Source organism: Flagellimonas okinawensis, from assembly GCF_029194005.1.
Classification (GTDB): domain Bacteria; phylum Bacteroidota; class Bacteroidia; order Flavobacteriales; family Flavobacteriaceae; genus Flagellimonas; species Flagellimonas okinawensis.
The window spans coordinates 242,950-267,834 of the sequence record NZ_JARFVA010000003.1 but is presented as its reverse complement, the minus strand read 5'-3'; the positions used below and the strand labels follow the sequence as shown (position 1 = coordinate 267,834).

Sequence of the window (24,885 nt, the reverse complement as noted above, 5' to 3'; positions counted from 1 at the left end):
TAAATTGTTTAATTATGGAAAAGGGTGAGTTTGAGGAATCCAAGACATTTAACCTAGCCGATATACTGGAGTTCAATTCCAATGCCATCGTGGTAAAAAACATAAGTGTCCAGAACAGCTGTATCATACAGGCATTCGCATTTGATTTTGGCAAGGTGTTGTCCCATAATGAATCCCCTTTTGTTCGATTCATCCATATCATTGAAGGAAAGGCCGAGGTGGTCATAAAAGGTAATTCCACTTTTATGCAGCGTGGGGATTCAATACTTATCCCTGCATACACTTCCAGTTCCATTGAAGCAAACCATAAGTTCAAAATGATTTGTGCCACGATCCAAAATGAATGAACACTTTGATGAATTTAAAGATTCAAAAGCAAGTGGGACCAAGAAGGAAGACCATGAAAAATAGATACAAAAAAGGAGATCTCGTTTTTGCCAAGGTAAGGCCCTGTGTCATTCTTGTTGTACGATTGTATGTCCGAAAGGTCTATTACTGTGCCATCCAGAACAACACTGCCGCAAATGAACTGGTTTATTTCGATAGCGAGCTTAGGCCGTATACAGGCAATCTGTCGATTGTTAAACATCAACAACAAATAGTATGAAACAAAGTGCTTTGGTTTATTGTGAAAACGAATTTGGGAATATAGACGGTAAAGTGGCCAATGGACTCATTAGGCAATCGGAAAAGTATACCATTGTTGGGGTAGTGGACAGTACCAAAGCCGGACAAGATGCAGGAGAGTATCTTGATGGAGTAAAAAGGGCAATTCCAATTTTTAAGAGCATTGAAAGTGCATTGGAAGAATTGGGCAGGATCCCCAAATACTTTATCTATGGTATCGCACCACTCGCTTCGTTTTTAAGCAATGAACAAAGAGAGGTTATTTTTACGGCTATCAAAAATGGGATGAACATCGTTAACGGTCTTCCCGAATTTTTCAATGATGACCCGCAATTTGCCCAAATGACCCATGAATATGGAGTGGCCATCCAAGATGTGCGAAAGCCCCCCGCACGTGAAAACCTCCACAATTTTACAGGACGTATCCAATACATAAAGGTTCCGATCGTAACGGTCATGGGAACTGATTGTGCGGTCGGCAAAAGAACCACTGCCTTGTTTTTGGTGGAGGCGCTTCGGAATGAAGGCTTGAATGCCGTTTTTGTCACCACCGGTCAAACGGGCCTCCTCCAAGGTTCCGAATATGGGGTGGCAGTGGACGTACTGACCTCTGGGTTTGCCACGGGGGAAGTTGAGCATGCCATTCTGAATGCCTGTGAGAAAGAGGAACCTGATATCATTGTAGTGGAAGGGCAAGGGGCGTTGAGCCATCCCGCATTTACCTCTTCAAGTGCCATATTGCGAGGTGCAATGCCCGATGCCATTATTTTACAACACCCCCCCAAGCGAAAAAGCTATTGTGATTATCCGAAAATTCCAATGTTGGGGCTAGTAGGTGAGATTGAAATGATAGAGATGTTCTCCAAGGCCAGAATCATAGCTATTACCATTAATCATGAAAAGATGGACAATGCCGAAATAAGCCAATTCATTAAGCGATATGAATCCGAATTTAATCTGCCCGTCACAGATGTTTTGAAGTATGGGTGCGATAAATTGGTAAAAGCATTGCTCCGGACATTTCCAGAGCTTGCAAGGGAATCGGTATCCGTTTGAACCTTCCGAGAATAGATATCGATTCTGCGAAAATTGCACATAACGTCCAAAAATTGACAACACTATATGGTTCCAAGGGCATCAAGATAATAGGTGTAACCAAGGTCATTGGTGGAGATCCGACCATCGCTGGGATCTTGGTGGACAACGGCATCAAGATCCTTGCGGACTCCAGATTGGATAACATATTGAGAATGCGTAAAGCCGGTATAAGGGCACAGTACATGTTGCTGAGGTCTCCCGCACTCAGCCAAGTGGAGAAAGTGGTCACCCATGCCCATATCAGCTTGAATTCGGAACTCATAGTGCTCAAGGAACTTTCAAAGCATGCCTTGAAAAATCATAGTATCCATAAAGTGATCCTAATGGTGGAACTTGGAGATCTGCGTGAAGGGATCATGCCTTCTGAAATGGAATATATAGTACGGGAAGTGGTTGGCTTGAAAGGAATTGTTTTGGTGGGAATCGGCACAAACCTTGCCTGTTTTGGTGGAATAGCACCTGACCCTGATAACATGGCCAAGCTATCCTCCATAGCTGTACATTTAGAAAACAAGTTCAATATTTGCCTGGACATTGTGTCCGGGGGGAACTCCGCAAACTACCGTTGGTTCAAATCGTCAAAAAAACTGGGCCGAATTAACAGTTTGCGTTTGGGCGAATCCATTTTTCTGGGTAGGGAAGCACTTTGCAGGGAACCCATCCCTGGGCTTTTCACGGATATATTTACCCTTGTGACCGAGGTAATAGAGGCAAAACAAAAACCTTCCATGCCTTATGGTAAAGCCTATCAAAACATGAACGGTGAAATCCCCTGTTTTAAAGATATTGGATTAATGAGCAGGGCCATTTTGGGCATTGGCCAACAGGATGTTTTGGTTTCCGGAATTGTACCAAAACAAGAGGTAACCATTTTAGGGGCAAGTAGCGATCATATTGTGGTGGATAACAATAAGGCAAATTTAACAGTGGGGGATACCGTGACATTCGACCTTGACTACAATGCCCTCTTGAGAGGGCTGAATTCTATACATATAACAAAAAACCATGTCAACTATCAAAAATGCCAAGAAGTATTGTGAAGCCGTGGAAGCCAAAGATGCCCGAAACAAGATCTTGGTCCCGACCATTCCGATCCGGGAAAATCACACCGCCCTTAAAAGTTTAAAAGCGACAGGTCTTGATTTGATTTTTGAACCTTCGTTCATGGATGATTATCAATATCTGGTCCGGGAGGATATGATCGAAAAAATAGCCCGAATAAGTCGAAAGTTGGGCGCACAGAACAAGATTCTGATCATTCGCTCCGCATGGAGGTCCTTTGAGCACCAACAACTACTTTGGGAAACCAAATTCATATCCTTTCAACGGATGCAAAGAATGTATCCTAAAAAACCTTCGGATGAGATCGAAGAGATGGTCAGCCATTTTATTGCTCCGCCCCAAAAGTCAATGCATACCACAGGCGGTGCAATAGATGCATTGATCTATGATGCCGTTCAAGATTGTGTCATGGACTTTGGAACGAATACTGGTCTGGAAATCAAGCTCTCAAAGCAATGTTACCCCTACCACCCGGGCATTGGCCCTGAAGCGAAGAAGAATAGGGCGCTGTTGATCGGATTGTTTGAAGATGAAGATTTTGTGTGTGATCTGAAAGAATATTGGCATTTTGATTATGGCAATGTCATGTGGGCCATTGGAAAAGAAAAGGAATATGCCATGTATGGTACCATAACCTAAATTATGTCAGGATACACTAGGAAAATGGATGTGCTGGACAAGAATATATTCCACAAAAAAGAGGGCGAAAGCCCTCTTTACGATTTATGGTATTAAGAAAAACGCATTAGCATCGGTGCAGTGTGCCTTCGATGGCTTTTCCAGCTCTCATGACGACTTATCGGTCTGTCAATGCTCGGACTGTTTTCCTGGGGCACTTTCTTTTTCGGCTTCATAACTCTTCTCTATTTAACTATTAGTGATGGGGGCAAAACGCTCCCTTATAAACACTTGGATGTAGCATGTAAAGATAGTCTAAGCTTTACATAAAAGGGATGGGTTTAACATGGCGCTAAGACAGATAAAATGGGTGATGTGGACTATTTAATGGCCTAAGATTTTGAAATTGTCCCCGTACCGGCAAAGTGCTGTAAAGTCCATAATGCCAGATAATGATAAAACGCTCCCGAAACGCTTCGGAGGGGCTTAAAACACTCTTTGTTCCAGGAATGGTCTTTCGCCAAAGGCCAAATTCCCATAATCCCTTTTCTATCGGATTCACCTTTTCTTTCACAATTCTGGATTTTTTGGTTACCGGAATATGGGAAAGGGCCATGTACCAAGGCTTGACATAGTGTGATTTATGTAAGACCTTACCGATCAGGTATAACATATTGGGGATGCTAAAACCCATCTTTGCAATTAAACACAATTATTATGGATAATGACCCTTTGAGGGAGATAAAAAATGTACTGAAAAAAAGGCAATGGAGAGGTTTGATCATCGGTGTTGCGTTAGTGGTGTTCCTTTTCCTATTTAAACCATGGGTGCAGATCGGTGCAGGTGAAAGAGGTATTGTCCAGAATTTTGGAGCGGTACAGGACGTGGTATTGGATGAAGGGATCCACTTCAAAATACCCATAGTACAGACCGTGATCCCCATGGATGTAAAGATCCAAAAGATCATGACCGATGCCGCTTCCTCATCCTCTGATCTTCAGGATGTGGATTTGTCCGTTGCACTTAACTATCATATCATACCCGATAAAGCCAATTTGGTGTATCAGACCATCGGTGTGGAATTTAAGGAACGTATCATCGACCCTGCCATTCAAGAGGTTATGAAAGCAGTGTCGGCCAAGTATACCGCAGAGGAATTGATTACCAAAAGACCTTCGGTAAGCTCGGAAATGCAAGAAGCCCTTACTTCAAGATTGCTCGCATCAAACATATCGGTTGATGCCTTTTCGATCATCTCATTCAGTTTTTCCCAGACCTTTACCGATGCCATAGAGGCAAAACAAACCGCTGAACAAAATGCATTGAAGGCCAAAAGGGACCTGGACAGGATAAAGGTCGAAGCCGAACAGACCATTGCTGCAGCAACAGCTGAAGCAGAGGCATTACGGCTACAAAAAATGAATATTTCACCCGACCTGATCGAACTCAGGAAAATAGAGGCAAACCTAAAGGCCATAGAAAAATGGAACGGGATCTTGCCCCGGGTAACGGGTGCAGGCGCCATTCCCTTTATAGGTGTGGGCGATGTTATCAAAACAGATAAATGATCCTCGGATATGAACATGGAGACCATGATTACAAAGTTCATTCTGATTCACTTCATAGTGGGATCCCTTAGAGGGTTTTATAGATACCTCATGATTGATAAACATCAATACAACTATTATGACCCTTCCATGAAACTTATAGGGAAATTGGCTCATAATTTGTTATACGGCACCATCAATTCAACCACTTTTCTCATTTCGGTTTGTTTGTCCGTCCTGGCATTTTTAACGCTTTAGTTTGATGGATACATCCCTTTCAGAAGTGTTGGATTGACTTGGGTTTCTTGTATGGTCAGGATTTGAACATATACAAAGGCAACTTGGAAAGTGCCCGGAAACTAAATGTAAGAGGGAAGCAATGACCCGCCTTGACCGTGGAAGCTTATCAAAAGGACCTATATAGGTTTTTTCCCTGTTTTAGGGCCCGGATTGGTATAGGCACTGGGGCAAGGTCTTTTTTGATATGATGGAAAAAGGATTTTTGGAAAATTGATATATCCGGTGTTCCTGATGGTTGACCTCCATTTTTTTCGTTATCAAATACGCCCGCAACAACACAAAGCATTCCTGTTTCAATCCCGTTTCACACGCTATATGGGGTCGGTCCGGTATTGGGCCCTGTCATCCCCTAATGATGGCACTCAGTATCTGGAGACGCTCTCCTATGGACATGCAAAATGGGAGCTGTCCCTTGGTACACTGCTAATCTTGCAATCCTATGGATTCGTATAGTATCTTGGAAACCTGACCAATATGCGGTTTTTTCATAGTGCACTTGACGACAGCTACCTATTTGCCCGTCTAGTTCTGGTTCTTTTGGTCTTTGCCATTTTCATTTGTTTGAGAAACTTGCTGAACCAAAAGATTTTCCTTGATATTGGCCGGAATACATTGTCCATTTATGTTCTCCATGCCATGGTTCTTTATGGTAGTATGACGGGTTATGGCCTGAGCAGATATTACCATCACTCCCTCTCCCTTTTGCATGTTGTCCTTGGGGCTGTTTTTTTCTCACTGCTATTTGCTCCATTGTTCTATTGGCCAACAAGAAATTAGTGCAACTTTTCAGCTAAAGACAATCACTTGGGCCGTAGGGACCAATAGTGCTTCTAGTGTGATTTATTCCTTTTCTGAAAGCTGCCAAGATCCCAATTGATGGCGTTTATATTTCGCCTTCCGTTTGTGATGTACGGATACAAATGTCTTCTTCATTAAAACGTAAAAGCAACAGATACGGCCCCATGGTCAAACTGTCAAATGAATTATTGATACTATAGGATTTGAAAATATACTATATTGATAGAATGTGATATAGGTTTAAACTTTGACGGTGTAAGTTTGCCTTGCGCCGTTCGAACGTTGTCTTTGCCCTACAATCCAACCCCGAAAGATAAGCCCGAAAACGATTTGTCGGACAAGGGACAACATAATACCGTTCCATAGGTCAGATTTGGAATCGCCTTGGGCCAAGCATCCTTATTCCCCAGTATTTTTTTAGGTTCATTTAATGGGTTTGGTTGCTGACCCAAGCTCATAATCGAATTTTAAACCCGCCGTTGACCACAAAACCATCCATGGGTGCGCAGATGTCCAAAAACTGGGGATTGGATATGTTGCCCGTATAAATGGCTCCGAACCGGGTCTGACGGGTATCCAAAAAATTCTCAAAGTTCAAAAAAACCGAAAACTTTTCCCCGATTTTCTTTTCGCTCATCAGGCCTACGATCCAATAGGACTGCCCGGTATCCCCGTTGCCCAGTTTCTGTGGACTATAGTAATAGGCCTCAAGGCCCACCCAAAGATTGTCTTCCTTTTCAAACATCAAAACATTGTTCAAACGGTGCTTGGCCACCAATGGAAAATCCGATACCATCCCATTTTCATGCTGTTTGACATTGGCATGTGTATACCCTGTAAAGAGATTGAAATCCCCATATTTTATTTTTAGGTTGACCTCGGCTCCACGAGTATCCACATATCCTCCATATTGTTGGAATTCATACAACCCATTGTCATTCGCCACCAAAGTCATGGGGTCATTGATCTTGGTATAAAACAAGAGCGTATTGATGGACATTGTCATCCCTGGCAAGGGAACCCACTTATAATTGACATCGAAATTCCCTCCCAATGAGCGTTCAAGTTCCGCTTGATCCACATTAATGGGCAGAACGTCCCTGAATTGCACCCGCTCTGCATCCTCAGTGAACACAGTAGGGGTCTTATATCCCATACCACCGCCCAACCGAAAAGTTAAAGCTCGGTTGGGTTCGTACAGCACCGAAAGCCTAGGAAGAGCCATGGCTCCGTAATCAGAATGGAAATCTGCCCGAAGACCAGTCTCCAATGACAGCGTTTCATCAATGGGCCAAACATTTTGGGCAAACAAGCCAAAAATCTGGTAGGATTGGTCCAAGGCCCCGGTCTGATCTTCCCTTGTATCGTTGAAATATTCCGTCCAAAGGTTGGCTCCAAATACCCATTCAACATCATTTGGGGTGTTTGTGGAAAAATTCAGTTCACTGAAGGACGAACGTTGGTATCCCGAAAAAGTAAAATCCGGTATCTCGATGGTACGGTCATAAAAACTAAAACTATTCTTGACTTCCAATCGATTTCGGGCATTAAAGGAATGTTTGAATCCCAGTTGTGTAGAAAGCCGTTCTGTTTCATTGGATTCAAAGTAAGGATCTGTCACAGCCTCCCCTTTGACATAGTCCATGTTTCCCCCAAGGCGGTCCTCCCAAATAGCATTTATTCCCAGCAGGAGTTCGGTATCCTCCCCGAGATAGAGGTACAATTTGGGGTTAAGGGTTAAGCGATCAAACTCTGGAATGGCAGTCAAACCGATATTCGCAGGATCATAAGGTGTCCCCAGATTGTAGGAGGCGAATACCGTGGTGCCAACTTTGTCGGACTTTTGTGAATAAAAGCCACTGAGGTCCAGACCAAGGGCCGAGGTTCCGTTTGCCATAAAACTGAGCTTGGGTTCCTCTTCCGGTGTTTTTGAAATCAAATTGACCAAACCGGCAATGGCCCCTCCTCCATAGAGGGTGGAACTTGACCCTTTGATGACCTCCACTTGTTTCAGGTCCAAAGGGGCAATTTGCATAAGACTGAGGCCACTGGCAAATCCTGAATACAGGGGAAATCCATCCCGAAGGAGTTGGGTATACTTCCCATCCAGCCCTTGGATGCGGATACTGCTATTGTAACTGGTGGCAGAAGTCTGTTGGGTACGGATCCCAGTACTCTCATTGAGCAGCATCCGGATATCCCCAGGTTTCATATTACCCTTTTCGGAGAGTTCTTCCCCTGCAATGACCTCGACCCGGGTAGGGATGTCCTCAATGGTCCGGCTGCTCCTGGTGGAGACAAGTGTCACCTCTTCCATTTCTTCCGTCTGAGGTATCAGTGAAAAGACCTGTCCTTGAGCTTTTTCATCCAAGGGAAAGGCAAGGTTGCGTTCAAAAGTGGCATACCCAATATAGCTCAACCGCAGTTGAAAGGTACCATTGGGGATATCCTCCATATGTATTCTTCCCATCTCATCGGATATGGCCCCTTTGTTCAGGGAGACCAATACCGCGGTGACCCCAATGAGAGGCTCACCATTAAGGGAATCCTTGACCACAAGATCAAGACTGTTCTGCGCATGAATCGATACCATCCCCAAAAGGGATAGTATCAAAATTACTTTTACTTTCATATTACGATTTTTGAAGTAGGTTGAATCCAGGCCAAAAGGAATTGACCTAGAACATTTAAAATGAGAATTGACTATACTTCAAATGTGCGTGGGGGCTTCAGCGAATGAAAATATACTTCCTTGGGTAGTTGCTCAATATAGGGAATGGGAGCTGTCTGCAGCTCGCAATCCATGGAAATAAATTCCAGGGTCTCATACGAAATGGTAAAACCGGGACACCTGCCACATGTGTAAAATGGAGAACAGGGAGTGTCCTTGTCGTGAGGGGCTTCCGGTAGATCGTCATTTACGCAATGGTCCACAATATCAGAAATACCGGAACAGGCACTTGTCTCCTGACAACAAGGATAAGAAGAAAGCGTCAAAGTGACCAAGGACAGTATTACCGCAAGGAATTTCATGCTACTAAGGTAATGAATACATGCCAATAAAAATGGGGCAAAAAAGTAATCTCTTCAGAGCATAAGCTATTTAATCCAATAGTATCGAAAGATAAGCTCGCAATCTTTTCTCGGACAAGGGACGGCATAAAGCCGTTCCAATGGTCACTGTTTATTCCGTTTCCTTGCCGCTCCAAAATTTTGTCTTCCGCTTGGTAACCGCTCAAATATTGTTTAACCAAAATCCAAAAATCATGGAAGCACAAACAAAACAAAGAGCGACACGAAAAAGAAATGCGAAGCAATCTTCGAAACCGAAACAATCCAAAACAGTTGGAAAAGCAGTTGACTTTCCACAGATCCAGATGTTGGAAATCGGTTCGGTTTCTCCAGATCCTACACAACCCAGAAAGACCTTTGATGCGCAAAGCTTGAAACAGTTGGCACAGAGCATAGCGGAACATGGGGTATTGCAGCCCATCACGGTCCGCAAATCCGATGATGGCTATATCATCATCATGGGTGAAAGACGGTTTAGAGCCGGTAAATTGGCAGGGTTGACCACTATCCCGGCCATGGTCAGGGACTATAAGGATACTGAAATCCTGGAGGTCCAGATCATCGAGAACCTGCAACGGAAGGATGTGGAACCCACAGAGGAGGCCGAGGCGATCCAGTTTCTGTTGGACCGTTACGAACCTGGTGAGATTGCAAAACGTCTGGGGCGTTCCGAGAACTTTATCCGGCAGCGCATCAAATTGGCCGGCTTGATCGAGGGATTCAAGGTCTTCGTCCGAACTGGGGAAATGACCATCTCCCTTGCTGTGGCAGTGGCGCTTTTTGAGCCCGAGGAGCAGCAGCTAATGTTGGACAGTCTGGAAGGGGATTTTCAGGGACATCGGATCAAACGGATGATCGAAAGCCGGACCTATGATTTGACCAAAGCCTGTTTTGACGTTACCGACAAGACCTTGGTGCCCAAAGCAGGGGCCTGTACCGTTTGTCCTTTCAACGCTGCCAACCAGGGTAACCTGTTCGGGGAGGGAAAGATGGTCTGTACACGGACCTCCTGTTTTGAGAACAAAAAGACCAAGACCTTTATGAAACTCTTGAAAACAGTGAAAAAGGAGGGATTGAAACTGGTGCCCAACATCAGCAAATATTGGGTGGACGAGGAACACAACCAATGGTTCATGGCCCAAATGGAAAAGGTGGGCCTTGAGGTGCATTTGACCAATGAACTTGACATTTTAAAAGAGCCTGTTGCCCCTACCATGGAAAGCATTAAAGAGGAGCACCGGCACTATGAATACACAGAGGAAGAATTGGCTGAATTCCTGGACGAGGCTTTGGAATCCTTCACCGAGAAAAAGGAGGCATGGGACAATGCTACGGAACATGGCTTTGAAGAGGGGATCCTTCTGGATACGGTGACCTATTCGACCCAGGCCATATATGTAAAGGTCAGGGAAGAAGACGATGGGGGTAGTTCAGGCACCAAATCCTTGGAGAAACGGAAAATGGCCGAGTGTACCCCAGAAGAGCAGATCATCAAGATCAATAACCGGGAACTTCGGAAAAAGGAGATAGAGAACAACAACCAGTTCAAGGAGGCGGTCGACATGATCCGAGATACCAATTATATTGATCGAAAGAAACCTTTGACCACTGATGAAATGGTGGCCATTTCCATCTCATTGTTCGAAAACAACATCGGGTTTTATAGCCAAAGGAAACATTTTAAGGACTTCTTTGGGGATGATTCAAGGTTATCCCACGATGAACTGGTGGCCCGGTTCAAAGCAAACTTCAAGAAGGAGACTTTCCATAGACTGCTAAGGTTTCTATTGACTCGGCAGGTGCATCTTGGTGAAAGTAATCATACGAATGACCTGACCAACCTATCCTTTTACGGGGCGATGCACTCCTTTTTCAAGGACAAGATCACGGCGATTGAAGAAATCTATGCCGAAAGGCGTCAAAAACGAGAGACACGGATCAAGGAAAGGATTGCAGTTCTGGAACAGCAGGCCAAGGCCAATGAAGATTAAATATAATATGTAGAGGGGTCTGGTAACAGGCCCCTCTTTTTTATGGTCAAGCCATTGGTATGGTCATCCATTATATTGCCCTTACGGCGTAAGGAAGGTTGGATACTGAACACCCCTAGAAACGGACAATTTGAACCATTGTAGGTTTTGACGTATGAGTTTTGATTTTCAACTGCTTGCTGCTGATTATGCAATGCTCTATTTAAGCGATCAATAGGATAAATCTTGTTCCACTTTTTCATACAAATCCACACCTTTTTGAAACCATTGGTCAGACAATAATTAACTGTTCATTCGGGCAAGCTTGCCCGAATGATGATTTCATATGAAAATACGATTGGGTAGCCCCTGTCAAGGCCCACAGCCCAATTTCCTGTTACACCCTTTACCATTCTCAGGCCAATATTCACATCCATTGTATCTTCCCTTAAAAAGCGGATTCAGGGACGCCATGCACATAGATGACGTTGATTCGTTCAATCAGACAATCAGGTATGGGCCTTCACAATTGTTGGTACTGTGGGGCTATTTCTTAAAGCCTTGTACCATCAGGCAAACCTTTCCCTATCGACCTTAAAAACCCTTTGAATTTTTTGATAAATCCATTAAGGCTTAAGTGCCGGGAACTTCCATTCTCAAAGAAATACAGGTAAGTGATGTGCAGGAAAAGGGCGTAGATCGCCATTATCAAAGATATTCCGATTGCCAATTTTCCCATATCCGAATAGTTTTAGGTCATTTGCGTGTTTTATTCTGCTCAACACTTCCGGTTTACTGTAACCATTCATCCAGCCTCCGGTTGGCGTGGTCGTAGCCAAGGACAAATGCCTTGTCGATTCCTTTTTTGTCCAAAACCCCAATTTTTCCAAGCTCGTCGGGCATGATCAACAGATCGGGTATGTACAGTTTGTCCATGGCATTGGCGTGCAGCATCAAAAGGTTGGCCCTTTGTGAAATTTGAAGGCCGCTCTTGATCTGTCCCTTACCCACTTCCTTCATGGACGTGGCATAACATCCTATGATCACGTCGGCGGCTCCGGTCAGGGGCTCCACGGGAAAATTGTTCATGATCCCGCCATCGGCAAAGAGCTGCCCATCGATGGACACAGGGCTGAACACCGGAGGCAAGGCCGCCGAGGCCAACAAGGGCCCGAACAGTTCCCCTTTTTCGAAATACACCGGTTCACCCTTTAACAGATTGGTGGCCACCACCACAAGCCGTTTGTCGAGTTCCTCGAACCGACGTGCCGTGAAAAAGTCATCAAAGAAGTGAAGGTACTTGTCCGTATCGAACAGCCCTGGTTTGTTCAAGGTTACAAAATTGTATTTGAGCAAAGGGGTTTCCTTGAAGAAAAGGAGCATTTCCTCAATGGTGGCCCCATCCGCGTAAAGTCCACCAACGAGCGCCCCGGCACTTACGCCAGATATCTGGCTTGGATAGATCCCACGTTGTTCCAGGGCCTTCAAGAGCCCAATATGTGCCATCCCTTTCACCCCTCCTCCCGAGAGTACCAATCCAAGTGTGGCATCGATCAATTTTTCCGATTTCATCTTCAAAAATTTTTATAGGAGGAGGTATAGCACCCCCTTTCTTCAAGTGTTCATTTTAAAAGAAGCTGGGTTTGGTCAATGACCGGTCAATTGCTCCCTATACACTGTCCTTTTCTTCCACCCCCAAGTCGGAGCGGTACTTTTCCAGGAACTTTCTTTGTCTTTCCATCATTCGCTTTCTGATGTTGTCAAGTTCTATAAAGTCCTCCCCGAAATCGCTTTCAAAAAAACCATCGTTAAAGAACCTTTTGCTGAAAAGTGAGTCCGGTTCGAAAAGGTCCCCGAACCCTTGGTCCCTGAACTGGGAAAAGTGGCTGTAGAACTTGGATTCAAAGTTGCTCAAAAGGCTGTCCCTGTCCAGACCGGAAAGGTCGTTCAACGAATCGGAGGACCAGGAATAGATACTGTCGTAGCGAATGAGGTTTCCGTTCTCGTCGAATTCTCGGTCGACCTTCCAACTTCCCTTGGGTCGGGCCATCGCTTTGTTTTCACCATCCTTGGCCATTTCGTTTTCCTTCTTCTCTTGGCCCTGACAGCTGGTAAGGACCAATAACAGAACTGTACAAAATAGAATTTGAATTTTCATTTCTCATGTTTTTTTGGTTCAACATTCTTTTGATCATCGATTCTTCGCTAGGTCTTGAAGATTCCTTTCGTGTCCAATATTTTCGATAGACGGTTCTGGTGGAATATCCGGGACCTTCGCTCACCATCGCGGTACCAAACACATTCCACATAAGTGTCCCTGTCCATGAATCCAAATATCGGCTCCTTCTTTGCCATATATTTGGACACCTCCATTTTGGGACCGTCGGAAGCTCCCTTGGCCTTGACCCAATCGCCTGCTTTGAATTTGCGTGCCATAAGTGCCGGTAGTTTAATGTGTTGAACAATTGGCTCAGGCTACCCTAAGGACCCGCTTGTACATCGTTTCCCTTTTGGAAAAACGAACCTGTAATAGCCCATTTTTCAGGGTAGCATGTATGCTTTCAGGGTCGACATCCCGCGGGAGGTCCAAGGTCTTGCGGAAGGTGGGGCGCACAAACTCCCTGTGCACACTATGGCCTTCCTTGACCTCACGTGATTCTTTCTTCTTGCCACTTATGATAAGGGTGTAGCCCCGAAGTTCCATCTTTACGTTGATCTTATCGAACCCGGGCATGGCAATGGAAAGGCCAAAATCGGTCTCACTGATAGTGCTGCCCGTCGATGGCATGGCCAATGACCTGGGCTTGTCCATGCCCAGTGCATGCTCTGTCCATTTCTTTAACCGTTTTAGGATGGGTGGGAATTGGATTGCCGTACCCACCTCTTTGCCAAATACTTTCATGTTGCAAAAATTTAGGTTCAACAATTGATGGGTTGAATGGAAGGGGCCGTGGTTCGGCCCCCCGGTCCATTAGCTATGTATATTGTTAGGAGATCTTTATGGTTCTTGCAGGCTTTTGCCTTGCTTCCTCCTTCTTCGGAAGATGGATGACCAGGATACCATCGTTGTACGTGGCTTTGATCTTCTCTTCTTCGATGGAATCGGGAAGTGTGAAAGACCTTCGGAACGATGCGTAGCCGAACTCCCTATGGGTGTAGTTGTCCTCCTTGCATTCCTCTTCCTGTTTTACCTCGGTAGAAATGGAAAGCTGTTGGTTGTCCAGATCGATCTGGAAATCGGACTTTTTCATTCCGGGCACGGCCATCTCTACCCAATAGGCATCCGCCGTTTCCCTGATGTTGACCTTGGGCACTGTGATTCCGGTGCTGAAGTTGGAGGTGAACACTGAAGGCAGGTCCGATCCGAAAAAGCTGTCGATCCAATTGGACCACGTCGGGAAGTCCAGGTTTGATTTTGCCAAACTTCCATTTTTTGGTACAGAAATTAAATTACTCATGATTTAAAAAATTTAAGTTTAACATATTGTCCAAAAATTTTGGGTTTTCCATACCCCAATTTTAAATGGACAAAGGGAATGCCAAAATAGATTTCTGTCATTTTTTTGTTAAGAGCCTCTAAAAATTCATGTCATTTTTTCGGAATATTCGGAGTTTTATAATGTCATTTTAATAAAATATTTACAATTAATACGTCATATTGACATTTTAAATGGCGTTTTACCATGAATAAAGCTATGGGATTCATGGAATTCCAGATTTGGAACAGCGTTTGACAATAATGAAACGGTATTTTTTTATGGTTTAACTTTATTAAAAATTTAGGTTATGGAAAAAAAACCAGTTAAGGTAAGGCTCATCGGAAAAAAGGGAAATTCCTATCAGATCCAGTTCCCCAATCTTGAGATTCCCGTCAACGTTGACGAGACCGTGTACCATCGAATGCTCCACAGCAAAGAATACGAGTTTGGCCATTCCCGTACCAAGATGAAGCGACCTTCCTATTCGGCCTAAGTGCTGGTATTAAAATTGATGGAAAATCGGGCTACTTTCGAATTAGGGTCGTTGGTCACTTGGAGGCAGTTTTTGAGATGTAATTTTTTAATAGAATTGGTAGGGTTGGAGTATGTTTGATGGGAATCAAAACCACCAAAAATGGTTGATTGGAACCATTTTGAATCTTAACTTTGATAAATAGGTGTATGACTTTTTGTTTTTTCAAGATGCTCCGATAAGTGCTTTAGGGATGTAATGCTACCTTTGCAGCTTCCCATGGAGCAGCAGACCAAAATAATTATAGAATAATTCACATATAGCGGGGTCTGGCAAGAGGCTCCTCTTTTTTTATGGTCACCCATGGGAAATGGAAACTTCTTCGTAGTCCACTTTGTCAATGATTCCCGGGTAGTTGGAATCCACAGTTCTGCTATAGAGGTCCTTGGTGACGGGATGGGCTTCGAGATCCCCTTCCCAAAGGTCGTCATCAATCAGATCCTGGACATCGGATGCATTGTTTCCGTTATATAGCCATGATTCCAGATTCTCGTCGTCGATGATCACCGGACGCCGTTTCTTTTCGTTGTGGATCTCGGCGAACATGGGGGTGGCGTCCTTGGTAAGTACTGCAAAGGTCCTTCTACCGTCTGCGGTGTTGGTATAGATGCCCGCTAGGTATATGGGGTCGCCGTTCTTTCTATGGAAGTAAAAGGGAACCTTAAAGTCTTTGCCCTTGACTTTCACTTTCGTATTGTGGGGCTCAAAGAAACCATCCACGGGAATGATGCACCGCTGGTTCTCCCAACAATACCGGTACACGAAATGGTCAAAGAGCTTTTCGGATTTGGCATTCAATCCCCCAAAGGTCTTTGGGTTTTTGAAATACTCCGTGTAATTTTCCTGTTTTTCCTTAGGGGGCATGATGCCCCACATGGCAGGGAGCATATTGTTGGGCTCTTCCTGGCCCAGGGTCCACATCACGGGATGGCTCCAGCCGTTAGCATGGAAATAAATGAGTTCCAGGTCGGTGTCGATGTCACCGTACATGGCCTTTACGGAGAGCAATTTCTCCAGCTCCTTCCGTTCCCGGGTCTGTCTGGTCGAGTAGCACATCTTGAGGTTGAATTATGCTGTATTAAGATAGTCAAAATTGTTAAAGTTTTGAAACGGCTCGTCCCTTTCCGTACATTTGGATATTTTCCAAATAATAGGAATAAATCCAATATTTGTATGAAACCCACCATTCTCCATCTCGATCTGGATACCTTCTTCGTCTCCTGTGAGCGGCTGTTGGACAGCCGTCTGATGAAGCGACCCCTATTGGTCGGAGGGATGGGGGACAGAGGGGTGGTTGCGGCCTGTAGCTATGAGACCCGTCGCTTCGGGGTGCACTCGGGGATGTCCATGAAAGTGGCGCGGCGATTGTGTCCGGAGGCCACCGTCATCAAGGGCAATGCGGGGACCTATATGAAGTTCTCGGACAATGTGACCGAGATCATCAAGGAGAGCGTCCCGGTCTTTGAAAAGGCCAGTGTGGATGAGTTCTATGCCGACCTCTCGGGGATGGACCGCTTTTTTGGTTGCTATAAGTACGCCTCTGAAATGCGGCAACGGATTCTTAAAGAAACAGGGTTGCCCATTTCCTTTGGACTTTCCCAGAACAAGGTGGTCTCCAAAGTGGCCACCGGGGAGGCCAAGCCCAACAACCAGATGAAGATCGACCTTGGGCTGGAAAAGGAGTTCCTGGCACCCCTGCACATCCGTAAGCTGCCCTCGGTGGGCGAGAAAACCTATGGGCTTCTCTCCAATATGGGGGTGACCACCATACAGACCGTACAGGAGCTGCCCTTGGAGATGCTGGAAAGTGCCTTTGGCCTGCACGGACGAACCATTTGGATGCGGGCCCAAGGGTTGGACAATTCCCCCTTGGTCCCGTTTCATGAACGGAAGTCCATTTCCACGGAACGGACCTATGGTAAGGATACCACCGATATGGTCAAACTGGAGACCACCTTGTTCGCCATGGCGGAGAACCTGGCCTACCAACTCCGAAGGGCCAATAAGATGACGGGCTGTGTGAGTGTGAAGATCCGGTACAGTGACTTCAAGACCTACACCAAGCAGAAACGGGTTCCCTATACTTCTGCGGACCATGTGTTGGTGCCCTTGGTGAAGGAACTCTTCACCTCCCTTTATGACCGAAGGATGCTGATCCGACTTGTTGGGGTCAACTACAGTCATATCGTTGGTGGGCATTATCAGATAGACCTTTTTGCCGATGATGAAAAACTGCTGAACCTCTATCAGGCCATGGACCGTGTAAGGAACCGTTTTGGGGAGTCCAGTTTGATGCGTGCCTCGGCCATGGGTGCCCATAGTATAGGAAGGGGCGGAAACCCCTTTGATGGACAACCACCCATTTTATTGGCCCATAGACAGCAATAACATGTACTTGAACTGCCATACATATTACTCCTTGAACTATGGGGTACTCTCCGAAACGGAGCTATTGGTGTTGGCTCGTTCCCATGGGGTAGAAGCGCTGGCCCTGACCGACATCAACAACAGTTCGGCGGGCATGAACTTTGTTCGATTGGCCAATGAGCAGGGGATACGTCCCATTTTGGGCATCGATTTTCGGAACGGGAACGTACAGGAGTTTGTGGGACTGGCCCAAAACAATGAGGGGTTTCGGGAAATCAATGCCTTTCTATCCGAACACCTGCACAAGGGAACGCCCATTCCCGCTGTGGCTCCAATTTTTGAACATGTCCATGTGATCTATCCTTTCGAGAAGATACAGGAAGAGGAACGAACGGATTTTAAGGCCTATGAATATATTGGGGTCTCGGTAGACGAACTCCGAAAATTACGGTTCTCCAAGTATCGGGATTATACCGACAGATTGGTGTTGTTACAGCCCGTGAGTTTTCGTAGCAAAAAGGATTTCAATACCCATCGGTTGCTTCGGGCCATAGGCTTGAACACACTTTTGAGCAAATTGCCCCAGTCCGAAGAGGCCAAGTCCACCGATACCCTTCGGCCTATGGAGGAATTGAAAAATGCCTTGGTCGATTTTCCGCATATCTGGGAGAACACACAGCGGTTGATGGATTCCTGTTCCATTGCCTTTGGGTTTGGAAGTGATAGGGTTTCCCAAAACCAGTCCCGTTTTTTGGCGTCCAAGGCCATGGATGTGGAACGGTTGCGGGAACTGGCCTTGGATGGGCTGCCCAGACGCTATGCCCATCCCACGGAAAAAGTCAAGGAACGTATGTTCCGGGAGCTGAAGACCATCCAAGAGTTGGATTTTGTGTCCTACTTTTTGATCAACCATGATATCGTCTCCTATGCCAAGTCCAAAGGATACCCTTACGTGGGTAGGGGGAGCGGGGCCAACAGTTTGGTGGCCTATCTGATCGGGATCACTGATGTAGATCCCATTGAACTGGACCTGTATTTCGAACGGTTCATCAATCCCTTTCGGGCCTCGCCCCCGGATTTTGACATTGATTTCTCCACTTGGGACCGGGATGATGTCACGGCCTATATTTTTGAACGTTTCGAACATGTGGCCCTATTGGGAACCTACAACACCTTTAAGTACCGGGCCGCTGTTCGGGAACTCGGCAAGGTGTTCGGTCTGCCCACCGAGGAAATTGATAAGCTCAGTGCGGGTTGCTATGAGCAGGGAAGCTTGGACGAACTGGCCCGATTGGTGCTGAAATACGCCACCTATATCCATGGGATGCCCAATTACATCAGTGTGCATTCCTCGGGAATCTTGATTCTGGACCGTTCCGAGCATTACTATTCGGCCACGACCCTTCCACCCAAAGGATTTCCGACGGTGCAGTTCGACATGATCATTGCCGAGGATGTGGGCCTGTTCAAGTTCGATATTTTGGGGCAACGGGGATTGGCCAAGATAAAAGAGGCGGTGGAGGTCATCAAGGGCAACCAACCGGATGCCGTGCTTTGGGACATCAAGAGCGTGGAGGCGATGAAAGAGGATGCCCATATCAATCGGTTATTGAGTCAAGGGAGGGCCATAGGGGCCTATTATGTGGAATCCCCTGCCATGCGGGGGCTGATGAAAAAACTAAGGACGCATGACTATTTGGGACTGGTGGCGGCCAGTTCCGTGATCAGACCAGGGGTGTCCTCCTCGGGAATGAAGGATGAGTACATCCGAAGGGAACGTGAACCGGAACGACGCAAGGAAGCCAATCCCATCCTTTTGGAAATCATGCCGGAGACCCATGGGATCATGGTCTATCAGGAGGATGTGCTCAAGGTGGCCCACCTCTTCGCGGGACTGGACCTTGGGGAGGCCGATGTGCTGCGGCGGGGGATGAGTGGGAAATTCCGTTCCCGGGAGGAATTTCAGGCGGTGAAACTCAAGTTTTTTGAAAACTGCAAGCAAAGGGGGCATGATGCCGCCCTGACCCAAATGGTCTGGGAACAGATCGAGAGCTTTGCAGGCTATGCCTTTGCCAAGGGACATTCCGCTTCCTATGCCGTGGAAAGCTACCAGAGCCTTTATCTGAAATGTTATTTTCCTTTGGAGTTCATGGTGGCCGTGCTCAACAATGGGGGAGGGTTCTACGATACGGAACTCTATGTCCATGAGACCAAGATGTGGGGAGGCATTATCCATCCGCCCTGTATCAACCGCAGTGACCATGTCAATGCCATTTATGGGAAGCATATCTATTTGGGACTGGGACAGCTTCGGAGTCTGGAACGTCTGGTCATCCAACGCATCCTCAACGAAAGGCAGCTTCATGGCAAGTTCAGGGATTTTGATGATTTTATCGACCGTGTCCCCATTGCCATCGAACAGTTGACCATCTTGGTGCGTATCGATGCCTTTCGTGTCTTTGGCATGCCCAAGAAACAAGTGCTTTGGCAGGCCGTGTTCAAGACCAAGGCCCATCGAAAGGATACGGTCCAGAAACTACTGTTCAAACCCAACCACAGGCATTTCACATTGCCGAATTTGCCTTCCCATCCCATTGAGGATGCCTATGACCAATTGGAACTCTTGGGCTTTCCGCTTTGCGGGTATTATGAACTCATGGACGGCAAGGTGAAGAGCCGGTTAACCGCCGGTGATTTTGAGGCCAATGGCAACCAAAAGATATGGATCTATGGCTCCATGGTGCATACCCGGTTGAACACCACATCCAAAGGGGACACCATGCGCTTTACCACCATGCTCGATCTGGAAGGGCATTTTTTTGACTGTGTCCACTTTCCCCAAACAATGGCATCCACACCCATTCATGGAAAGGGCATCTATCTGTGCCACGGAACGGTGACTGAGGAGTTCGGGCATTTCAGTTTGGAGGTAATCTCGACCCTCAAACAGCCTTTGAAACCTGACCCAAGGCAGGTAGGTACGGGTGCACTGATGGCCAAATAGAAGGGTGTAGAACCTATTCCGATCAATACTGCCCAAAGATAAACCCGGAAAATATTTCTCGGACAAGGGACGGCATAAAGCCGTTGCCGATGTCACTATTTATTCCGTTTCCTTACCACTCCAAAATTTTCCCTTGCGTTTGGCGGTCTGCCACTATTGTTCAATTTAAAACGCAGATCATGGAAAAACAAAACGTAGTGCAACTGGATTTTGGCTTTGAACTGGAGCCAGCGAAAACACCAATTCCAAACCTAAGACCCAAGTCTTTCAAAAAGGCCAAATCCGATTTTGTCCTTGACTTTATGGACCTATTGCAAAGTCCCATCATTGTGTATCCATCACAATGGCAGGATGCCGTGCCCAAAGACCTTTTAAACAATATTACAATGGCACGGATGTTGACCCAGATGCGTGGGGAACAGATGGCTTCCTTGACAGAGGTAGTGGCCTACATGATGCCCAGGACCTTCGAATCCCCCATGCCCAGTGAATGGGTGAACATCTACACATGGTGTGGGCTACAGTATACCAAGACCTTCAAAAAAACAGGGCAGATGGAGGCCATGGAGGATGTGGCACCCCAACAACTGTCCGAATATGAGATGGGTCTTTTGAAAGGGTTAAGGGTCTGGATCTATGAGAAACGGCGACAAGCCCTAAAGGACAGTATGAAAACTTCAACGCCCAAATTGATCGGACCTTCCCCTCACGATCAGGGAGAGCTGTTCGGGAAAGATTAAAAAGAAACCAAGTTCTAGGATTATTGACCCATTACCATCGCAATAGTTAAGGTATCGGCATTTAGCCTAAACGGAAGTCGTCCAAATGGATTTTTGGTGCGTCCTTCCTTTGCAAACCCTTCTTGGGGCTTTGCGGGAAGGGACGCAAATCCGTCCGTCCGCCCATCAAATTTTAAGGGGTCCTTAATAAAAGAAGCCCTGGTTGTTTTTCGGGGCATCGAAAAACAGGGCAGTGCCCAAGGACTTCCTATCAGGACACCATCGCCCGCAGTCGCTTAACTTCCCGTACGCTCCCTTGCCAATGGGTCTGAAGGAATACCTAGGGCCCTTATCGAACCTGTCAAGGCCAAGGCAGGTTTTGTCCATAAATAGGGTTTCCACTTCCTTGAAAACCTAAAGGTTTTGCTACGTCGCGGAGCCTCCCGATTTCCGGCCAAAAGCCTTGACAGAACCCCCTTCTTTTATAGTGCTACGCACGTAAGAAGCAAACAAACGCCCCTTAAAATTTGGGAAATAATGACCAAAAAAATAGAGGGGAAATTTTTAACCCTGTTTGCTGATCTGTCCATACTGGAAGACGGCAGGCCTTTAAAACTTTTTATCATGAGTACATTGAGAAACAAAGTGCAGTTGATCGGAAACGTGGGGCAGGATCCCACCATCACAGACCTTGACAAAGGGAAACGTGTGGCACGGTTCACCATGGCCACCAATGAACACTACAAGAACTCCGAAGGGGAACGCATCACCAACACCGAATGGCACACCGTCATTGGATGGGGCAAGCTGGCCGACATTATCGAAGGGTTTGTGACCAAGGGCAAGGAAGTTGCCATCGAAGGGAAATTGACCTCCCGTTCCTATGAGGACAAAGAGGGTAACAAAAGATATGTGACCGAGATCGTGGCCAGTGAGATCCTGCTTTTGGGCGGTGGTGATAACAATACCACCGAGTAAAATGGATAGGGGGTGTCCAGTCTATGGGCATCCCTTTCTTTTTTCATCCTTAAAACATTTGAAATGGAACACCGTGTCAATGAAATACAGATCAGTTATAGGGAAAAGCTCAGTACCCTGAAATCCCTTTCCGTAACGAACTCCAACGAGGTGGCGAGTCTATTGTTCCAAAATTGGGACAACAAGACCATAGGCCTACACGAAACCTTTAAGATCGTGCTGCTCAACCAGTCCAACAAGGTAAAGGGCATTTACCCCTTATCCCATGGAGGCATCACGGGAACCTTGGTAGATCTGCGCATCCTTTTTGCCATTACGCTAAAGACCCTTTCCGTGGGGATCATACTCGCCCATAACCATCCTTCTGGACAACTCAAGGCCAGTTATCAGGACAAACAATTGACCCAAAAGATCAAAGAGGCCGCCCAGCTTTTTGATGTCAAGGTTTTGGACCATATCATCCTTGCGCCCGATGGACGGTATTACAGTTTTGCCGATAATGGAATCTTATAATCCAATGTTCATGGAAGCGAATACAGATATGACGGATCTTGAAATAGGGTCGGAACTACAACAAGATCTTGGGGATTATCCCGATGGATTTGATCCTAGTCTTTACGATTTGTGAGCAATGAATTTCATTAACATTGAATTATGGTCTATTTGAATTTTACAAACCTTGATAGCGAGACCCAGGAACGTTTACTTTCCGATTCCAAAGAAGATGTGGAAAGTCGTTCCGGGACCGAATTGCGCCAATTTGCAAAAATCCATGATAAGGACTATGAAGCCCTCTTGGAAGATGAAGCGATGCGAAATCTATACAATTATGATTTTGTATTCAATATGTGAACCCTAATACACACCATCGAAGCCCATCCATTATGATGGGCTTTTTTTATGTTCAACGTATTAAATTCCATAAATTTAGGGTATTGGTAAACACCATAATTTGAGTGCGGAAATCCATTTGATTTGACTTTCCCTAAGTCCGTACCCATCAATTTGACATGTACATAATAAGGCAACTGGCCTTGGCCAGGTTGTTCGAGTTTTTGGTCCCGCATCGCGGGACAAAGGAGAAGCAAGAGGGTAACAGGCTAGCGCCATGTTACTAGTTTGCGGTTTTTGTCAAAACGTTGATATTTAAACTATTACATAAATTTTTAAAATGATTTTTGGGGAGATGGTCCGCGTTTTTCACGGAAAAACGCCGCCAGCCCCCTAAAACCGGCAAATTTTTCACGGAAAAATGGATAAAGGATACGAAAAGGAGCGTTTTGAAAGCTTGAGCATCAAAACATCGATCGCCCAAAAATTCAAGAAATTCAGCAAGCAGTTGGGAGCTTCCCAATCGATGACCTTGTTGTTGATGTTGGACTTTTTCGAGGCCAATGGGATTTCCCCAAAAGAATCCCTGGGACCCCATATCCATACCTTGGAAAGCCTGATCAAAAAACGGATCAATGCAGTATTGGCCGTGATCAAGGACATCGAAAAGAACCAGACCAAACCCACCGCGGCCATGATGCATGCCCTCTTCGAAGGAGAGGACCCCTCGGAAAAGAAGCCCCTGTTGACGGAACGCAAGCAAACGGCCAAGACCCTGGAATCCGAACTGCAGAACTGGATAAGGAAAAAGGAGGCCCAAAAACACCAAGAACCTAAAAAATGAACCGCTATGTATATCACCATCACACCCCAACAGACACAAGGAAATTTCAGTCAAAGTGCGGCCGATTATGTGGCCTATCTTGAAAAGGAAAACGAGTCCCTTTCCCTTTCTGAACAGGAACACTTTTTCAATCAGCATGGGGATAAGATCACCGCGGAACAGGTCATCTCGGAAATCGATGGCAATACGAAAAAACTCAGCAGGCACGAGCCCAAGTTCTATGCCATTACGGTCAGTCCGAGCCAGGCGGAGCTGAGGCGGTTGAAGGACCATTCAAGAGATTTGAAAGTATATACCCGGGAACTGATGAAGGCCTATGCCCAATCCTTCCATCGGGAAATACATGGACGGGCACCGAATGTTGATGATATAAAATATTTCGCCAAAGTGGAACACCAGCGCTACTTCAAGGGCAAGGACCGAGAGGTCAGGGAGAACCAGCCCATAGCCTCAAAGATCTTGGAGCTCCAACATCAAAAACGCAGGATAGTGCGAGGGGAGGAAACAGGTAATCTAGAGCAGATCAAAGAAAAGATTTCCGAATTGGAACAATCCGCTCCCCACCAACTGGACGGGAAACGCATTGTCCAGGGGATGGCCAAACTGGGTCACCAGACCCATGTGCACCTTATTGTCAGCCGAAGGGATGCCAGTAACTCCGTCAGTCTTTCGCCAGGGAGTAAATACAGGGCCTCAGAAGTGATGCTCCATGGAAAGCCGGTCAAACGGGGGTTCGATCGGGACCAGTTTTTTACGCAAGCGGAAAAAGTGTTCGATGCAAAATTTGAATACCAACGGAATTTTGTGGAACACTATCCGTCCCGGAAACTGATGGTCCAGAACCCGAAGCTGTACTATAGTACTATTTTGGGCCTGCCCGCCAATGAAAAGGCCTTCGCCCTTAAGTTGCTGGGCAAATCAGGTGTCCATCTCCCACAGATCCCGACCAACAAAGTACAGCTGGCCCTAAAGACCATCAAGGCCCTGAAACGGGGTGTGGAGCTGGCCATCAAATCAGGCTCTATCGGTATCTAATCA

General features: G+C 46.1%; 28 protein-coding genes. 16 read left to right on the top strand and 12 right to left on the bottom strand.

Annotated features, from left to right (window positions below; all coding sequences use genetic code 11):
- Positions 1–14 precede the first annotated feature (14 nt).
- From PY091_RS10765 to PY091_RS10745, 5 genes are read left to right on the top strand one after another with little or no spacing between them, the layout of a single operon-like run.
- Positions 15–347: a cupin domain-containing protein gene (locus PY091_RS10765; RefSeq protein WP_275649667.1), complete on the top strand. Its 333-nt coding sequence runs from the start codon at positions 15–17 to the stop codon at positions 345–347.
- A gap of 8 nt (positions 348–355) precedes the next feature.
- Entirely contained in the window at positions 356–607 is a 252-nt protein-coding gene (locus PY091_RS10760) for a hypothetical protein (RefSeq protein ID WP_275649666.1), read from the top strand.
- Positions 604–1,683, top strand: coding sequence for an N-acetyltransferase DgcN family protein (locus PY091_RS10755; RefSeq protein WP_275649665.1), 1,080 nt, complete (start codon positions 604–606; stop codon positions 1,681–1,683). The genes PY091_RS10760 and PY091_RS10755 overlap by 4 nt, the downstream gene beginning before the upstream one ends.
- Positions 1,680–2,765, top strand: coding sequence for an alanine/ornithine racemase family PLP-dependent enzyme (locus PY091_RS10750; protein ID WP_275649664.1), 1,086 nt, complete (start codon positions 1,680–1,682; stop codon positions 2,763–2,765). Before PY091_RS10755 ends, PY091_RS10750 begins: the two co-directional genes overlap by 4 nt.
- Positions 2,731–3,426: a M15 family metallopeptidase gene (locus PY091_RS10745; RefSeq protein WP_207098935.1), complete on the top strand. Its 696-nt coding sequence runs from the start codon at positions 2,731–2,733 to the stop codon at positions 3,424–3,426. The genes PY091_RS10750 and PY091_RS10745 overlap by 35 nt, the downstream gene beginning before the upstream one ends.
- Positions 3,427–3,757: 331 nt before the next feature.
- Here PY091_RS10745 and PY091_RS10740 read toward each other — a convergent pair whose 3' ends face one another.
- Positions 3,758–4,099, bottom strand: a complete 342-nt coding sequence (locus PY091_RS10740; protein WP_207098936.1) for a hypothetical protein — start codon at positions 4,097–4,099, stop codon at positions 3,758–3,760.
- A 23-nt stretch (positions 4,100–4,122) separates the two neighbouring features.
- Between PY091_RS10740 and PY091_RS10735 the strand changes: the two genes are divergently transcribed.
- On the top strand, positions 4,123–4,974 hold the full coding sequence (locus tag PY091_RS10735) for a prohibitin family protein (protein ID WP_207098937.1): 852 nt from the start codon (positions 4,123–4,125) through the stop codon (positions 4,972–4,974).
- Positions 4,975–5,775: 801 nt separating this feature from the next.
- On the opposite strand, the gene PY091_RS10730 is transcribed toward PY091_RS10735, so the two are convergent.
- From PY091_RS10730 to PY091_RS10720, 3 genes are all read right to left on the bottom strand, one after another.
- Positions 5,776–5,961 (bottom strand): hypothetical protein, encoded by a 186-nt coding sequence (locus tag PY091_RS10730; RefSeq protein ID WP_275649663.1) that lies wholly within the window; start codon positions 5,959–5,961, stop codon positions 5,776–5,778.
- Positions 5,962–6,505: 544 nt separating this feature from the next.
- Positions 6,506–8,683, bottom strand: coding sequence for a TonB-dependent receptor (locus PY091_RS10725; RefSeq protein WP_275649662.1), 2,178 nt, complete (start codon positions 8,681–8,683; stop codon positions 6,506–6,508).
- A gap of 71 nt (positions 8,684–8,754) precedes the next feature.
- Complete coding sequence (locus PY091_RS10720; protein WP_275649661.1) at positions 8,755–9,084, bottom strand: DUF6660 family protein; 330 nt, start codon at positions 9,082–9,084, stop codon at positions 8,755–8,757.
- Positions 9,085–9,317: 233 nt separating this feature from the next.
- Between PY091_RS10720 and PY091_RS10715 the strand changes: the two genes are divergently transcribed.
- Positions 9,318–11,114, top strand: coding sequence for a ParB/RepB/Spo0J family partition protein (locus tag PY091_RS10715; protein WP_275649660.1), 1,797 nt, complete (start codon positions 9,318–9,320; stop codon positions 11,112–11,114).
- Here the strand turns inward: PY091_RS10715 and PY091_RS10710 are convergent.
- The 6 genes from PY091_RS10710 to PY091_RS10685 all read right to left on the bottom strand — a co-directional run bounded on the left by PY091_RS10710 (position 11,111) and on the right by PY091_RS10685 (position 14,551).
- Complete coding sequence (locus PY091_RS10710) at positions 11,111–11,356, bottom strand: hypothetical protein (protein ID WP_275649659.1); 246 nt, start codon at positions 11,354–11,356, stop codon at positions 11,111–11,113. The two genes, PY091_RS10715 and PY091_RS10710, sit on opposite strands and share 4 nt — an antisense overlap.
- A 529-nt stretch (positions 11,357–11,885) precedes the next feature.
- Positions 11,886–12,665 carry a patatin-like phospholipase family protein gene (locus PY091_RS10705; RefSeq protein ID WP_275649658.1) on the bottom strand — a complete coding sequence of 260 codons (780 nt, stop codon included), beginning with the start codon at positions 12,663–12,665 and terminating at the stop codon, positions 11,886–11,888.
- A 97-nt stretch (positions 12,666–12,762) separates the two neighbouring features.
- Positions 12,763–13,251 (bottom strand): hypothetical protein, encoded by a 489-nt coding sequence (locus PY091_RS10700; protein ID WP_275649657.1) that lies wholly within the window; start codon positions 13,249–13,251, stop codon positions 12,763–12,765.
- 47 nt (positions 13,252–13,298) lie between these two features.
- Positions 13,299–13,529 carry a YodC family protein gene (locus tag PY091_RS10695; protein WP_275649656.1) on the bottom strand — a complete coding sequence of 77 codons (231 nt, stop codon included), beginning with the start codon at positions 13,527–13,529 and terminating at the stop codon, positions 13,299–13,301.
- Between the two features lie 34 nt (positions 13,530–13,563).
- Positions 13,564–13,995 (bottom strand): Hsp20/alpha crystallin family protein, encoded by a 432-nt coding sequence (locus PY091_RS10690; RefSeq protein ID WP_275649655.1) that lies wholly within the window; start codon positions 13,993–13,995, stop codon positions 13,564–13,566.
- An 85-nt stretch (positions 13,996–14,080) separates the two neighbouring features.
- Complete coding sequence (locus tag PY091_RS10685; protein ID WP_275649654.1) at positions 14,081–14,551, bottom strand: Hsp20/alpha crystallin family protein; 471 nt, start codon at positions 14,549–14,551, stop codon at positions 14,081–14,083.
- Positions 14,552–14,879: 328 nt separating this feature from the next.
- On the opposite strand from PY091_RS10685, the gene PY091_RS10680 reads away from it, so the two are divergent.
- Positions 14,880–15,065, top strand: a complete 186-nt coding sequence (locus tag PY091_RS10680; RefSeq protein ID WP_275649653.1) for a hypothetical protein — start codon at positions 14,880–14,882, stop codon at positions 15,063–15,065.
- 336 nt (positions 15,066–15,401) lie between these two features.
- Here PY091_RS10680 and PY091_RS10675 read toward each other — a convergent pair whose 3' ends face one another.
- Entirely contained in the window at positions 15,402–16,160 is a 759-nt protein-coding gene (locus PY091_RS10675) for an SOS response-associated peptidase (protein WP_275649652.1), read from the bottom strand.
- 117 nt (positions 16,161–16,277) lie between these two features.
- Between PY091_RS10675 and dinB the strand changes: the two genes are divergently transcribed.
- The 3 genes from dinB (at position 16,278) to PY091_RS10660 (ending at position 21,215) form a co-directional block, all read left to right on the top strand.
- Positions 16,278–17,492, top strand: a complete 1,215-nt coding sequence (gene dinB / locus PY091_RS10670; protein ID WP_275649651.1) for a DNA polymerase IV — start codon at positions 16,278–16,280, stop codon at positions 17,490–17,492.
- A 1-nt stretch (position 17,493) separates the two neighbouring features.
- The gene (locus tag PY091_RS10665) at positions 17,494–20,475 is read left to right on the top strand and encodes a DNA polymerase III subunit alpha (protein ID WP_275649909.1); all 2,982 of its coding nucleotides are present in this window, start codon (positions 17,494–17,496) and stop codon (positions 20,473–20,475) included.
- A gap of 179 nt (positions 20,476–20,654) precedes the next feature.
- On the top strand, positions 20,655–21,215 hold the full coding sequence (locus PY091_RS10660; protein WP_275649650.1) for a hypothetical protein: 561 nt from the start codon (positions 20,655–20,657) through the stop codon (positions 21,213–21,215).
- Between the two features lie 183 nt (positions 21,216–21,398).
- On the opposite strand, the gene PY091_RS10655 is transcribed toward PY091_RS10660, so the two are convergent.
- Positions 21,399–21,581, bottom strand: coding sequence for a hypothetical protein (locus PY091_RS10655; RefSeq protein ID WP_275649649.1), 183 nt, complete (start codon positions 21,579–21,581; stop codon positions 21,399–21,401).
- A 237-nt stretch (positions 21,582–21,818) separates the two neighbouring features.
- Here PY091_RS10655 and PY091_RS10650 point away from each other — a divergent pair, with 237 nt between their 5' ends.
- From PY091_RS10650 to mobB, 5 genes are all read left to right on the top strand, one after another.
- A complete protein-coding gene (locus PY091_RS10650) occupies positions 21,819–22,172 on the top strand; it encodes a single-stranded DNA-binding protein (protein ID WP_275649908.1) in 354 nt (117 codons plus the stop codon).
- A 63-nt stretch (positions 22,173–22,235) separates the two neighbouring features.
- Positions 22,236–22,685, top strand: coding sequence for a JAB domain-containing protein (locus PY091_RS10645; RefSeq protein ID WP_275649648.1), 450 nt, complete (start codon positions 22,236–22,238; stop codon positions 22,683–22,685).
- Positions 22,686–22,826: 141 nt separating this feature from the next.
- Entirely contained in the window at positions 22,827–23,024 is a 198-nt protein-coding gene (locus PY091_RS10640; protein WP_149304188.1) for a hypothetical protein, read from the top strand.
- A gap of 400 nt (positions 23,025–23,424) precedes the next feature.
- The gene (locus PY091_RS10635; protein ID WP_275649647.1) at positions 23,425–23,847 is read left to right on the top strand and encodes a BfmA/BtgA family mobilization protein; all 423 of its coding nucleotides are present in this window, start codon (positions 23,425–23,427) and stop codon (positions 23,845–23,847) included.
- 6 nt (positions 23,848–23,853) lie between these two features.
- Positions 23,854–24,882: a MobB family relaxase gene (mobB, locus tag PY091_RS10630; protein ID WP_275649646.1), complete on the top strand. Its 1,029-nt coding sequence runs from the start codon at positions 23,854–23,856 to the stop codon at positions 24,880–24,882.
- Positions 24,883–24,885 lie beyond the last annotated feature (3 nt).